The following is a 12,839-nucleotide window of genomic DNA, read 5'->3' as shown; positions in this document are numbered from 1 at the left end:
CTGCTCCCCTTTGCTTCGGCTTTAGGCGCAGACCGTCGTGTGCCAAACCTTGGCGCTGGCCATTTGATATCAGCGCCATAGTTCGGTTATTTGAAGTGCGAAGTTCAGCGTCACCAACTCTAGATAGCACTGTATTTGGCGGGTATTGATTTAGAAATGGTTCCCTTAGGTTGTCCCGGTGAACCCTTGCAGTATTTTTTGATCGGGCCGTGGCGTTTAATCATCGGCGCCAACAGAGCATTGTGCTTTCCATTGCTCCAAGCGTTCCAGGGGATAATGGTACCGGGATCACTCAGCAGACCACTGTAGGCTTGGCTTAGCCATTCGTGGGCATGCCGTTCACCATACTTGCTCCACTGAACCGCATATTGCTTACGGACCTTGTCGAAATACTTTCCTTCATCGCCGCGATAATGCGCATTGGGCACAAACATCGTCCGAAGGATTTCAAAGATCATCCCAAGAACCCAAAACGGCAGGGCAATCGCGATCCCTATCAGATAAAACGGCGTAGTGAAAACGACATCAGCCAGGGGACTACCCAAAACGACGCAGCCAGCTCGCTGGCGTTCACGCATACGCTCCTCAACAGGCCACCAGCGTGCGCGAAGTTTCAACGATGCATACTGTGGTAGCTGGAACCAGAGGGTAAACCCAATTCCAAGACTAACCCCTACACCGCCAATCATTACCATGATACCGAGGAACCCCGACAGCTGCGGATTGTTCACCTTGAGCCAGTAAAGACCTCCAATTACGGCGGCGTACAAAAAAACTGTTATGAAAACCAGGCGCTGATAGTTAGCGATTTTGGTAAACCCGTTTCCCTGTAAGATTCTTGCGGATAGTTGACCGGTTACCTCAGGTGCGCGATCTCCCAGAGAACTGACAGCGCTGGCAATACAGGCGGCAGACACTGCTCCAGCGACTGCGGCGTTGCTTGCATCGTTTTTTTTGCTCACGGCTAGCTCTCCTTGTTTCAATTCGTTGATAACTGAAACTACCAGCTTCTAAACATGACCTCAGTATGTACACACGCCTACCTCCAGACATGAGGCCTAAATTTTTCATGCTCTCGACCGACGACTCGGGACCCGATTAATCATCGATGAACCGAATCCAGTAGCGCGTATTGAACAGATCAGACGTTCGCGCCACGTCTTACCGAGATTTATTATTGAGGGGGTTACCGTATGGAGGGGGGCTGCCCTGCGGGTGACTGGGGTCTTCTCGCTCGCTCTTATCAGAGCATGGCCAAGATCATGCACCCGGGTCGCTGACTAGAACGAGCAGCCGCAAGTATTGGTCAGACGTCATCTCTGCCAGAGAATAATGCCATCCCGTGCGACGGCATGAAGCAGGTCAGGGTTGGAGTAGTTGTCTGGATTACACCACTCACTCTCCCAAACCGGCAGGGCCTGAATCAGAACGCCGGTTTCAGTGAGCACATCAAACGCCAAGTCAGCCATCGCCAGCTTTGTGTCCACAAAATCACGAGGCTGACCAGCCAAAATAACCGCCACATCCGCGTCGCTTTCGTCGTGATAATCGCCTCGGGCTCGGCTGCCAAACAGGATCAGCTGGATGGCATCGAACTTATTCGCCAATTTTTCGCGAAACACCAGAACCGCATTCCGGATATCCACCTGGTCACCCATCACAGTTTGTTCCAGGCCGACCAATGTTGCCTGATCCCACTCCCGAACTGCCTCCGGCATGGGCGCGCTTGGATCACACTGGGCTATGAGGTCATCCAGGTGACAGGTCTTCTTCTCTGTCATGACGTTACCTCCTGTGGCCTCGGCGACCATGGATTACCACGGCTGGCAGCCTTTTGGTATCTGTATTGGAGAACCGGTCCAGCGTCTGATATTCGCCATCCCACTCCTGAGCATGCCGGTACCGGACAACCTTTTCGGGGGTGAGCTCGACAATGTCATCCAAGCCGGTTTCGTAGCCTTCAACCAGCACCGGTGTTTCCGGTCGTAGCTTTCTTAGCTGTGCGATCAGTTCTTCTGCCGTCACGTTAGACGCCCTCAGAGCATGGAATATTCGTCGTCATCCAGATTAGCGTGCACGCTCTTTTCATTCATCCGCTCTTTGCACAGATCAACGAGTGCGTGGTCATCAAATGATGTTGCAAGCCATTCAGGCAATGCGTCCTTATTCGGCAAAGGCATCCATCCAACAACCGTGACCCCTTCAGGAATATTGCCCCATTGCCTATCCACAGCATAAGCATCAGTAATGCCGCTGTTTCCACGACCAGACCAACATCCTAGGTACAAAGCGATCACAATCTCCCGATCTTCAGGCATTTGATCCTTGGGGTTAATCCACGACATGAGCCCGTCCTCAATCAAAATTGGCCGATTTATATCTCCATCACGATCGGCGGGTTCCGCGGCTCATACCGTGCGTTGCAGGTGCTTGCATTGATCAACTTTGCTTGTCCCTGCTGGTATTCCCCGTAGCCTTCATGGATGTGGCCAAAAATGTGCACTTTGAGTGCAAGTTCCTGAATGCAGGCCAGTAGATCAGCACAACCAACGTTCTGGCTTTTGAACCCCATATTGGCTTCGTCACCAATGCCTCTGGGTGGCCCATGGGTGATCAGCACATCAGTATCGCCCGGAATGAGCCGCCATTTCTGGTTTAGCGGTTCGCCCCGCTCCAGCATAAACGCCCAATCCATGAACGTGGGTGTCCAGGGAGAACCCCAGAATCGGACACCTTCGATCTCGACTCCGCTGTCTTGCAGATAAATGGCGTTGGTCAGGGCTTGCCGTGCCAGTTCCGGGGTTTCCTGGAAGGCCCAGTCGTGATTCCCGGCAATCACGATCTTATGCCGGTGCGGCAGCGTTCCCAGCCAGTCGTTAAAATCTTCGATGTTCTCCAGCGTGCCTTGCCCTAGACAGTCACCCGCATGAATGAACACATCGCCGTCTGGGATCTCGGGGATTCGCCAGTGCAGACTGTGGGTATCTGATATGCAGACCAGCTTCATTCGGAGATCTCCGGTGGAGTTAACAGTTCGGACTCCAAAGACCAATCCATAAACGGTAACAGCCTCACGATATTGCGGGCATCGTCTACCCCGCGATGGTGGTTGCCCTCAAAGGTCAGGTCGTGGAATGCCAGGGCACTGCTCAGCCCGGTCTTTTTCTTCAGGCCCGTGGTACGGCGCCACAGTCTTTTGAGGTTCAAGTGTGGGTAGTTCAATGGCAAAGGCCTGGCATCGTCTAATTGACTTTGTGCCAACAGATGCAAGCGATCGTAATTCCCCCAGCTGCACCACAGGAAATCCTCCGACGGGCTTCCAAGCCATTCGTTCAGTAACTGAATTGCCCGTGGGAAATCCGGCGCCTCAACAACCATCGCCTGCGTGATGCTGGTGAGCTCCGTACAGAATCCACTGAGAACCCGGTATCGAGTGGGGCGCACCAGAAACGACTGGCTATCCAACACCTGCCCTTCCCGGGTGGCCAGCGCACATCCGAGCTCAATGATCTCCATGTTCTCGACGCTCTGTGGCTCGCCATCGGGCGTGCGCTGGTGGCCCCAACAGGTAGCTTCCAGATCGATCACGAGAAGGGTTTCAGGTTTCATCTCTCGGGCACTCGCACGGTGTGGCTGATTTTTGGGCCGTTGCCATCAGACATTTGTGAAGGCGTCACCCGACTTTAACCCAAGATGCCTCAAAAAAATCTCAAATACAATTGTATGCGTTGAGCATACTTGTTGATTTTATTGACTTTTTCAAAAAATCATTTGTAGATTTTTTTTGCCGGGCGGCCTATCGTTAAAGGAGCGTTTTCTGGCGCGCCCATCGTTGGCGAGAGACCGAAAAATGATTCCGGATGGAGATAAAGAATGGTCAAGCGGCTCACAGAGGGCGTATTGCTAAAAGGTCTGAATGCCCACACAGTTCATGCGGATGAGCTGGCTCAGCCCCTTGAGCAGGAGCTCACACCATTGGAAAAGCTCCGTGGGTCGGTGAAGAAGTATGACCACCCGACCGACCCTGTCTGGGATGAGTTCTTTGACAGTGAAGGCATCAGCGAGGATTTTATGGAGGATCGAGATCAACCGTCGAACCGAGAGCGTGATGAGTGAATAGCCAGTCGCGTCACGAAGGCTCGCTCGTCATTACGGGCATCGAGACCACACCCTTTCACGAACTGCCTTACCGAACCAGTGGCGCTCGGCAACCTCAACGATGCCGGCTGTCCTTCCACCGGGCCTTTGCAAACGGCATTCCGCCGGGCATTCAATCGTTGGTGTTCGTGTCGGATCTGCAGGGCCGCGAAATTGGGGGTGCCAATCGATTGCTTGGTGAGGTCGTCGCGGATGAGTTAAACGCCTTAGTGGAAACTGGCCAGACTCCGCGGCCGGCCGCCATCTTCGCTTGTGGCGATCTTTATGACTACCCGGATTGCCATAAACGCGGCGGCTCGGGGCCCGTGGATGCTGTGTTTGAGGCGTTTACCAGGGCGGCGTCACGCGTGATTGGCGTTCTGGGTAACCACGATGAATTAACCGACCCCCAGCGACTTTCAAATGCAGTCGATCTTCTTGATGGCGATGTTGTTGAGGATGTCTATGGGCTCACCGTTGGTGGCGTGTCCGGTATCGTTGGCAATCCACATCGCAGTCAACGAAGAAGCGCTGAGTCGTTCTTACAGGTGACGGAAAGTGTGACGGATCAAAAGCCCGATATCCTTCTGCTGCACCAAGGGCCAACCGACCCGAGACGCCCAGACCGACGGGGAGATCACGATCTTGAGCTTTCCCTACGTTCTGGTTTTGAGGGCCTGACAGTGTTCGGCCATACACGATGGGAGGAGCCCTGGCTGATTCCGATGGGTGAGGGGCAAGTATTGAACGTGGACGGACGAGTTGTTGTGGTTGTGCCAGACACGAACAGCCTCGAGCAAAAGCCGGCCAATACACTTGGTAAAAAGTAACCGTGACAAGGGGACGTTGATGGGCCTTCTTAGCACAAAGGCAGCCGTATACTTGCATGATGAGTTAGCTGGTCACCTCGAACGTATCGGGAGTCGATCTCAATTTCAGTACGACGAGCAATACCTGGAGAACGCGGGCCAACCGTTGAGTTGGAGCTTGCCGCTGCGCCCAGAGCCCTATGTATCAGAGGGGCCACTGCCGGCTTATTTCAGCGGTCTCTGCTCCGAGGGGTGGCTACGGCAGGTACAGACGTCCCGCCAAGGCATTCACTCTAACGATCTATTTACCTTGCTGATCAATAATGGGCTCGATCTTGCGGGAGCGGTAACCATTGTGCCGACTAATTAGAGCAGCGCCCACCTGCCCCCATCTCGCAGGTGGGCGGCGAGTCCCGAGGCATATATTGGTGCCCTGACATCCCCCTCTGTCAGCCTAGTTGTCCAGTAGGCGGTTTCGCCTGAATTTAATAATCTAGGGGCGGCATGGGAGCATTCATGCCACGCTATTCCGAAGAACGAAAAGCCGCAGTGTTGAAGAAGCTATTACCTCCGCAGAATCGAAGTGTTGTGTCGGTGGCGGCGGAGGAAGGCATATCCGATGTGACTCTGTATAGTTGGTTAAAACAGTGTCGACAACAAGGAATGCCCGTGCCAGGTAATCGTAATACCGGGGAAGACTGGTCCCCCGAAGCCAAGCTGGCCGTTGTAGTGGAAACGGCCTCGATGTCTGAAGCCGAACTCAGCGCCTATTGCCGCGAGAAAGGCCTGTATCCGGAGCAGGTGCAACGCTGGAAAGAAGCCTGCCTTCAGGGCGCTGGCATGCAGCAAGACCAGGATAAAGCGGCTCAGAAACAGAAGCGAGAGTCCCGGAAAACCATCAAAAAGCTGAAAGCGGAAGTTCGCCGCAAAGACAAAGCTCTGGCTGAGACCACCTCGCTTCTGGTGCTATCAAAAAAGCTCGAAGCCTTGTACGGCGAAGACCCGGACAGCAGCGAGGACGACTGACGCCGCTGGACGAACGTGCAAGGCTCCTGGAGCTTTTTGATGAAGCCGTTGCCGGTGGTGCAGCCCGATATAAGGTCGCAGAGCTGGTGGATATCAGCGAGCGCACATTGAAGCGCTGGCGCAGTTCCGACGGTCGGGTGACTGAAGATCGCCGCCCTGATGCGGAACGGGTTGAACAGCCCCATAAACTCACCCAGGCCGAGGAGTTGGCCATTCTGAGTGCATGCAATCAACCTCAGTACCGGAGTTCGCCACCGTCGCAGATCGTGCCGTCACTGGCCGACAAAGGCGTCTATCTGGCTTCTGAGTCGTCGTTTTATCGAGTGCTGAAGAAGCACCAGCAACAGAATTATCGGGGTCGCATGAAGCCGCCCCGCAAGGTGCCGGAGCCGACCAGCTTCACCGCGACAGGCCCGAATCAGGTGTGGAGTTGGGACATCAGTTATTGCCCGTCAGCGGTACGTGGCCAGCATTGGTACCTGTACCTGATCATGGACATCTACAGCCGCAAAATCGTTGCCTGGGAAGTCCATGAAGCGGAATCCGGTGATCTCGCCCGAAGACTGGTTGAGCGTGCCCTATTGCGGGAAGGCTGTTGGCTTAACCCACCGGTCCTGCACTCTGATAACGGCGCACCGATGACGTCCTATACACTCAAGGCTCGACTGGCAGATCTGGGCATGTTGATGTCCCACAGCAGGCCGAGAGTCAGCAACGATAATCCTTACTCGGAGTCGCTGTTCCGGACGGTCAAATACTGTCCGGAATGGCCTTCAAAGGGCTTTAAATCGCTCACGGCCGTGCGTGACTAGATGCTGGCGTTCGAGGATGCCTATAACGAACAGCACCTGCACAGCGGTATTCGGTTCGTGACACCGGAGGATCGCCACCGTGGCACTGATCACGAACGCCTGGCGCATCGAAAAATGGTTTATGAAAGAGCAAAGCGCCGGAATCCACGGCGCTGGTCTGGCCCCACCCGGAACTGGGAAGTGACCGGACCGGTATCGCTTAACCCTGGCAAGTTGCAGGAAATTGAGCGCAATAAATTGGCCGCTTAAACGCGGTTATTTGGACAACTGGGTTGAAAATCGCCGACGGTGGTGGTAGTAAAAACTATATATTAACGGACTCGCTGGTCATAAAGCGGAAGTTCGGATTAGAGTTCAAAGGCATTCGGAATTCTCACGCCCCGAGTTCCCACGAAGGATTCTTTCTATGGACAGATTGGTTTTTACTTTTTTGATAAGTGCTTTGCTAGCTGGTTGCGCTCAAACCTATACCTGGACAAAACCGGGTGCTTCATCAAGTGACTTTTACCGATCAAGTTCCTACTGTGAAGCTCTATCAACTGGTGCAACCCCAATTGACTACTCCAGCAACGGTTCGTCAACTTCCTACCATTCAGGCTCCGTTACCGACAATAGCGGCAACACAGGATACTACTCGGGCACAACGACGACATATCAAAACAACACCGGGCAAGCTATGGGAAACGCAGTTAAGGCGATAAGGCGGCAAGGAATTTACAACGACTGTATGCGTGGAAAGGGTTGGGTCCCTGAGAATGAAGGCAGTGTTTACGCCTCCATGTCTCAAAACGTCCAAGCAGACCAAGCCAACGTTTTCCTTCGTGCCGAGCCGTCTTTTGGAGCTGAGAAATTAGCTGATGCTTCTGGTCAATTCTTGGAAGTCATTGAAGAGTCCGACCAGTGGATCCGAGTTCGAATGGGTGATAAAGAAGGTTTCGTCCATAGAAGCAAGATACAAGGACACTGACCTTCCAGATGCAGGGCGGGCTGAATGATCATCCTGCTCCTTGCGCTGCGCAAACCGTAAATCAACTAGGCCTTCCGAAGTTAGTATGCTGCGTCGAATATCTGCTTTTGTTTAAGTTATTGCCTGGGATGCGGGACGGTCGCAAAGCGAACGTTCAGATGGTGCGATAACGCGAAGCTTTGCGGCAGTTTTGGAACCGCGCAGCGGTGGAAAACTGTCCGACAACAGCGGCTGCTTAAAATGCTATCGTTCACCTTCCAGCTCGTGCCATACCCTTAGAATGATGATGGCACTCACATGTACAGAATAGCGAACAATGTACTTGCCAAAGACCATGTCGCGGATGGAATCAGGTACTGGCGCCAGTTCAACCGGCGGACGGTCAGGCAACTGACACCTCACGTGCAGCTGCCAGCGGGCTGGCGTAGCAGCTCCCTATCCCCCCCCCCCCGGGGATATGAATTCGTTCATAGCGACAAAACCGTCTATCCGTTTTTTCTCAGGAAATTTTCTGTGCATCACGAACGATTGAATCACTGGCAATGATGGTCTGGGAAATCCTCGCAGGAATCGTATATGGCTCAATGGCATGGCTAGCCGATGGCGTACCAAAGTCTTTCTCGACGAGCAACTTCAGGACTTGGAGGAAGCTATAAAACAAACTGTCGAAGACGACGAAGCAAAAGTCTCTGACCTGCATGTGTGGACGATTGGTTCAAACATACACGCTGCATAGTATCTTTGGTTTCACACCGTATTGAGTCACCCACAGCGTACAGGAATCGTATTCAAGCCCAGCCTAAATCTCTGGTTCATGTAACCGTTGAGTTAAACCAGTGCAGTACCAATCATGAATCAATGCCAGAGGAACTGCCGAATCAATGCTAATCAGAGGCAAGTTTGTATTGGCTATAGAAGCTTGCTAAATTACCGTTTTGTTGGGGAGTAGCCTGCTTCCGATGCTCGGAAGAGTTCGTATCAACATACTTGGCCACATGCCATGGTGCGAACACCTCTCGGTTGGCGAGACCATCGATATATCCATGCCCAAGGTCGGGCGTGTGGTTATATCGTGGACTCAATATGCCCGACCGGAGCCCGTTTGATGAGCCCTTTTGCCCTTCTCTTGCTTGCCTTTGCGATGTCCACCGATGCCTTTGCTGCGGCGATTGGTAAAGGTGCAAGCCTTAAGCATCCCCGGTTAACCGAAGCTTTCAAAATCGGACTCATCTTCGGTTCGATTGAAGCCTTAACCCCGTTGGTCGGCTGGCTGATCGGTAAGTCTGCCTCAGGTTATGTGGAAGCCTGGGATCATTGGATTGCGTTTTCCCTTCTGATGATTCTTGGCCTGCATATGATTTCTGAGGGCATTAAGCCGGAAGAAGATGAGGTAGAAAAGCCATTAAAGCAGTCATTGCTCCGCACCTGCCTTACAGCCTTCGGGACAAGCATTGATGCCTTGGCAGTTGGTGTAGGCTTGGCACTCATCAACGTGAACATCTGGGTGGCCGCAGCTTTGATTGGCTTAGCAACCACTCTCATGGTGACCCTTGGCATCATGCTGGGGCGCGCTGTCGGAGCTGTATTAGGACATCGAGCAGAAATTTTTGGCGGCGTTACGTTAATCGCTGTAGGTGTGTGGATCTTATCTGGCCATCTGTAATATCCCCCATGGGGGTGATAGGAGTATTGTCTCCGTTGAAATCCAACCACAGACCCGACGCAGTGGGTTGATGATTCCGGCATTCACCAGAAGAAATGCGTCCAACGCTCGTCATACTGTCAGCACTGCGTCGCAGTGCCAACATTCGCTTTTGTTTGGTTTGCATGGAATAGGGGACGGTTGCAAAGCGAACATTCGGGTAGGACGATAAGCACTAGTATAGTGGCGCCCATGTACCGCAGCGAAATGGGCGTTCGGGTGTAGGACCGACGGCCCGGAACGAACTACAACAGTTGGTTATGTGGCGCGAGGCGCAAACATGATGATCGCCATTCCCACCAAAGCAACAGCTGAACCAACTAAATCCCAAACTGTTGGTCGAATCCCATCGACCACCCAAAGCCACACAATTGCCATAAAAATATACACACCGCCATACGCAGCATAGACCCTGCCAGCAGCGGTGGGGTGCAGTGAAAGCAGCCACGCAAATACCGCGAGGCTCAACGCACCTGGCACCAGGAGCCAGATGGTTTTACCTTCTCGAAGCCAGAGATAAGGCAAATAACAACCCACGATCTCTGCCAAAGCGGTGACGAGAAAAAGACCAACCGTTTTCAACTCAGGCAATGAAATTGACCTCTTGGCAGTACCCTGACTTTGCGGCGTGCCAGCGCCAGCGTAGATGCGTCCGACAACATACGATATTTAAAGCCCCACGCCATAGTACCGAAGGACAACCACCATTACTGTAGTAGCCCCCATTTAAACCGGACACCTTGGTAGAAGCAAAGGCCTAGGCATAGACCTAGTGCAAAAGCGTGTCCAAGGTGGAGGAAGTCGAAGTTATAACCGGATTGCGTCGTCGCCGGTATTCCGCGAAGGAGAAGGCATTCATGGTCGCAAAGCGGACATTCAGATTTTGGAATAACGCCTTGGCTTTGCGGCGTGCCGGAGCGACAGCGTAGGAGCGTTCGCCAACAGCCACAGGTTAGTTGATAGATGGTTATGCAACGAGGTTCCAGTAGCGATTCTTAAGGCAATCCAAGAACCAGCGAAGGTCAGGCTTATGCAATGATCTGGCCCTTATGACAGCACCCTTGGTAAACCTGGCCCGTATAAGAGAACAACAACTGCCCATCATGCTTCATCAAACAGTTCAGACTATAGTATGCCTTCCTGCCTGCACATCTCTGTCGTGCCGGCATAGAGGATAGGCCTGGCTGCCGGTCTGTATCAACCGATCCGTCCGGGTACTAGCACTCTGGCAATCGGCCGCCACAGTATCTCTCTGCTCCCTTACCAAGCCAATGTGTCCCCGCAGCGCCTCGATGCACATCCCTAACCCGTCGGGCAGCCTTTGAACGCAGCATCCCTCACACTGGTCCTCCGCATTTCACTTCAATGATTTTCGCCCTCCCTTCGCATCCAACCATAGTATGTAGCCCAGACAGGTTCGCTGAAACTCCCAACGCCTGATAAGTCTCCGCTGCAGAAATTGAAGATACATTTACTCCAAGTTCAGAAAGAACATCTGCGCCAAAGCCTGCAATTCTGAAGTTCAGGTCCTTAAGATCCTCGATAGAACTGACAGGTGATGTAAACCACCCACCCAATTGAGGTCCGGTAACACCACAAAGAATTGGGTGTATATTTCTCTTACTATAAGCATCAACTAGCAGTTCTTCACCGCCGCCGCTATAATGCCAGGCGATATAGTCTATTGGACCCAAATAAAAAGGGATATATGAGAAAAGTGAAGCTTCAGGCATAGAACCCTGATCATATGCTGTATAAGTGAACCCTGCTGGATACGTTCCTTTTTCAACAGCACTGCTTACCTCAAATCCCGGTATGAGTTCACCCGGCTCATAGGTTCTCAAGGTAACGTGGCCATTCGAAATTTCGCTGAGCCATTTTGAAGCATGAACTATTGCATCAAGACCGGGAACTGTAGTGGGTGCGCCAGTAGGAACTTGCCACCGCACACGCTCAATCTCTTGAGATGACACGGGCGCTGCACCGCTACAAAAACCACCCAACAGTACTAACCTTAATGCCAACTTTTTGGCAGTCCCAGACTTAATTTTTTTTGTATGTATTTTATGTTAATCATTGCTTTAACTCCTTTATTAGTTTTGTTAATTCAGCTTCTACCAAAAATATTATAGGATTTCTGAAAGCCTTATCTCGTTCGTTCATATAATGTAACTACAGCTGCGCTACCAAGCCCTAAGTTATGCTGTAATCCAAATCGGGCATTGTCGACCTGACGAGCTCCAGCGTTCCCGCGCAATTGTTGAGTCAACTCAAAACACTGAGCGAGCCCAGTTGCGCCCAAAGGATGTCCTTTTGAAAGAAGACCACCGGAAGGATTTGTAACGAACTTTCCACCGTATGTATTATCACCATCTTCAACTAAACGCTCACCCTCTCCTGGAGAACAAAGACCAAGAGCCTCATAGGTGATAAGTTCGTTTTGAGCAAAGCAATCGTGCAACTCAATTACGTCAATATCTTCAGGTGCCACTCCAGCTTGCTCATATACTTTTTCGGCCGCCAACTCCGTTAGGCCGGCTCCAACCAACTTAATCATGTCTGGACCTTCGAAGGTATCTTGCAAATCGGAAACCATCGCCTGCGACCTGATTCGAACAGTTGCATCTAACCCATGCTTCAACGCAAATCTTTCCGAAACCACGACAGCAGCTGAAGCTCCACAGGTTGGCGGACATGCCATCATTTTCGTCATTACGCCTGGCCAAATTGATTGAGCATAAAGCACTTCTTCTGTAGAAACTTTTTTTCGAAAAAGCGCCTGAGGATTGTTGAAAGCATGATCACTGGCTTTTGCGCGAATTCGAGCGAACGTTTCGAGCTTTGTTCCGTAAAGATCCATATGAGCCTTCCCTGCCCCGCCAAACAACTTTAAAGTTACCGGCAAATCACGCTTATCGAAAAAGGCTTCATCAGCAATCATTTCAAATTTTTCTAAAGGAGAGGGTCGATCGCTAAAGACTTGCTCAAGTGCGCCAGGTTTCATCTGTTCAAAGCCTAAAGCTAAGACACAGTCGGCAACACCGCTTTCTACAGCCTGTCGCGCTAAAAACAGGGCGGTTGATCCACTCGCACAGTTGTTATTTACATTGATAATGGGAATTCCGGTCATTCCAACACGGTAAACGGCTCGTTGCCCTGAAGTGCTGTCGCCGTAGACATACCCAACATAAGCCTGATCTAGATGCTTGAGTGAGAGTCCGGCGTCGTTTAATGCCAGAAAAAGTGCATCGGAGCCCATTCTGTCATACATTTCAGACAAGCCCGGTTTCGCAAACGGCACAAGACTTGTACCAGCGATGAACGCCGCCATTTGAAAGCCTCCTATCAAAATAAATATTTCAAACTTATAAAAATACCGACCCTTA

Annotated in this window: 14 protein-coding genes, 1 pseudogene and 1 riboswitch; of the genes and pseudogenes, 6 read left to right on the top strand and 9 right to left on the bottom strand. The window is 51.9% G+C overall.

What is annotated here, in order from left to right; all coding sequences use genetic code 11:
* Positions 1–119 precede the first annotated feature (119 nt).
* From ASQ50_RS13400 to ASQ50_RS13375, 6 genes are all read right to left on the bottom strand, one after another.
* Complete coding sequence (locus ASQ50_RS13400) at positions 120–962, bottom strand: hypothetical protein (RefSeq protein ID WP_058092364.1); 843 nt, start codon at positions 960–962, stop codon at positions 120–122.
* 351 nt (positions 963–1,313) lie between these two features.
* Positions 1,314–1,781: a nucleotidyltransferase family protein gene (locus tag ASQ50_RS13395; RefSeq protein WP_082888494.1), complete on the bottom strand. Its 468-nt coding sequence runs from the start codon at positions 1,779–1,781 to the stop codon at positions 1,314–1,316.
* A 4-nt stretch (positions 1,782–1,785) separates the two neighbouring features.
* Positions 1,786–2,025: a hypothetical protein gene (locus tag ASQ50_RS13390; RefSeq protein WP_058092363.1), complete on the bottom strand. Its 240-nt coding sequence runs from the start codon at positions 2,023–2,025 to the stop codon at positions 1,786–1,788.
* An 11-nt stretch (positions 2,026–2,036) separates the two neighbouring features.
* Positions 2,037–2,345, bottom strand: coding sequence for a DUF551 domain-containing protein (locus tag ASQ50_RS21070; RefSeq protein ID WP_156510014.1), 309 nt, complete (start codon positions 2,343–2,345; stop codon positions 2,037–2,039).
* A 29-nt stretch (positions 2,346–2,374) separates the two neighbouring features.
* Positions 2,375–3,007, bottom strand: coding sequence for a metallophosphatase domain-containing protein (locus ASQ50_RS13380; protein ID WP_068351528.1), 633 nt, complete (start codon positions 3,005–3,007; stop codon positions 2,375–2,377).
* Positions 3,004–3,609, bottom strand: coding sequence for a 3'-5' exonuclease (locus ASQ50_RS13375; protein ID WP_068351525.1), 606 nt, complete (start codon positions 3,607–3,609; stop codon positions 3,004–3,006). Before ASQ50_RS13375 ends, ASQ50_RS13380 begins: the two co-directional genes overlap by 4 nt.
* A 264-nt stretch (positions 3,610–3,873) precedes the next feature.
* On the opposite strand from ASQ50_RS13375, the gene ASQ50_RS13370 reads away from it, so the two are divergent.
* The 6 genes and pseudogenes from ASQ50_RS13370 (at position 3,874) to ASQ50_RS13340 (ending at position 9,414) form a co-directional block, all read left to right on the top strand.
* Positions 3,874–4,116 (top strand): hypothetical protein, encoded by a 243-nt coding sequence (locus ASQ50_RS13370; RefSeq protein ID WP_068351522.1) that lies wholly within the window; start codon positions 3,874–3,876, stop codon positions 4,114–4,116.
* Entirely contained in the window at positions 4,113–4,967 is an 855-nt protein-coding gene (locus ASQ50_RS13365; RefSeq protein WP_068351519.1) for a metallophosphoesterase family protein, read from the top strand. Before ASQ50_RS13370 ends, ASQ50_RS13365 begins: the two co-directional genes overlap by 4 nt.
* A 19-nt stretch (positions 4,968–4,986) precedes the next feature.
* The gene (locus ASQ50_RS21820; RefSeq protein ID WP_058091415.1) at positions 4,987–5,316 is read left to right on the top strand and encodes a HipA N-terminal domain-containing protein; all 330 of its coding nucleotides are present in this window, start codon (positions 4,987–4,989) and stop codon (positions 5,314–5,316) included.
* Positions 5,317–5,462: 146 nt separating this feature from the next.
* Positions 5,463–7,033 (top strand): annotated as a pseudogene (locus ASQ50_RS20840) (IS3 family transposase).
* 157 nt (positions 7,034–7,190) lie between these two features.
* Complete coding sequence (locus ASQ50_RS20835; RefSeq protein WP_082888493.1) at positions 7,191–7,751, top strand: SH3 domain-containing protein; 561 nt, start codon at positions 7,191–7,193, stop codon at positions 7,749–7,751.
* 928 nt (positions 7,752–8,679) lie between these two features.
* A riboswitch (yybP-ykoY riboswitch) is annotated at positions 8,680–8,848 on the top strand.
* Between the two features lie 8 nt (positions 8,849–8,856).
* Positions 8,857–9,414: a manganese efflux pump MntP family protein gene (locus ASQ50_RS13340; protein WP_058091418.1), complete on the top strand. Its 558-nt coding sequence runs from the start codon at positions 8,857–8,859 to the stop codon at positions 9,412–9,414.
* A 297-nt stretch (positions 9,415–9,711) separates the two neighbouring features.
* Here ASQ50_RS13340 and ASQ50_RS13335 read toward each other — a convergent pair whose 3' ends face one another.
* The 3 genes from ASQ50_RS13335 to ASQ50_RS13330 form a co-directional block, all read right to left on the bottom strand.
* Positions 9,712–10,044, bottom strand: coding sequence for a YnfA family protein (locus ASQ50_RS13335; RefSeq protein WP_058091419.1), 333 nt, complete (start codon positions 10,042–10,044; stop codon positions 9,712–9,714).
* Positions 10,045–10,790: 746 nt separating this feature from the next.
* Positions 10,791–11,426 (bottom strand): hypothetical protein, encoded by a 636-nt coding sequence (locus ASQ50_RS20585; RefSeq protein WP_197492692.1) that lies wholly within the window; start codon positions 11,424–11,426, stop codon positions 10,791–10,793.
* A 173-nt stretch (positions 11,427–11,599) separates the two neighbouring features.
* Positions 11,600–12,784: a lipid-transfer protein gene (locus ASQ50_RS13330; RefSeq protein WP_058091420.1), complete on the bottom strand. Its 1,185-nt coding sequence runs from the start codon at positions 12,782–12,784 to the stop codon at positions 11,600–11,602.
* Positions 12,785–12,839 lie beyond the last annotated feature (55 nt).

It is taken from the genome of Marinobacter sp. LQ44, assembly GCF_001447155.2.
GTDB lineage: Bacteria > Pseudomonadota > Gammaproteobacteria > Pseudomonadales > Oleiphilaceae > Marinobacter.
This window is presented reverse-complemented; position numbering and strand designations above follow the sequence as displayed.

Excerpts from the sequence above, each read along its gene's own strand:
- ASQ50_RS21070 (WP_156510014.1), bottom strand. The coding sequence starts at position 2,345 with ATGTCGTGGATTAACCCCAAGGATCAAATGCCTGAAGATCGGGAGATT.
- ASQ50_RS13340 (WP_058091418.1), top strand. The coding sequence starts at position 8,857 with ATGAGCCCTTTTGCCCTTCTCTTGCTTGCCTTTGCGATGTCCACCGAT.
- ASQ50_RS20835 (WP_082888493.1), top strand. The coding sequence starts at position 7,191 with ATGGACAGATTGGTTTTTACTTTTTTGATAAGTGCTTTGCTAGCTGGT.
- ASQ50_RS13370 (WP_068351522.1), top strand. The coding sequence starts at position 3,874 with ATGGTCAAGCGGCTCACAGAGGGCGTATTGCTAAAAGGTCTGAATGCC.
- ASQ50_RS13395 (WP_082888494.1), bottom strand. The coding sequence starts at position 1,781 with ATGACAGAGAAGAAGACCTGTCACCTGGATGACCTCATAGCCCAGTGT.
- ASQ50_RS13330 (WP_058091420.1), bottom strand. The coding sequence starts at position 12,784 with ATGGCGGCGTTCATCGCTGGTACAAGTCTTGTGCCGTTTGCGAAACCG.
- ASQ50_RS13375 (WP_068351525.1), bottom strand. The coding sequence starts at position 3,609 with ATGAAACCTGAAACCCTTCTCGTGATCGATCTGGAAGCTACCTGTTGG.
- ASQ50_RS13380 (WP_068351528.1), bottom strand. The coding sequence starts at position 3,007 with ATGAAGCTGGTCTGCATATCAGATACCCACAGTCTGCACTGGCGAATC.
- ASQ50_RS21820 (WP_058091415.1), top strand. The coding sequence starts at position 4,987 with ATGGGCCTTCTTAGCACAAAGGCAGCCGTATACTTGCATGATGAGTTA.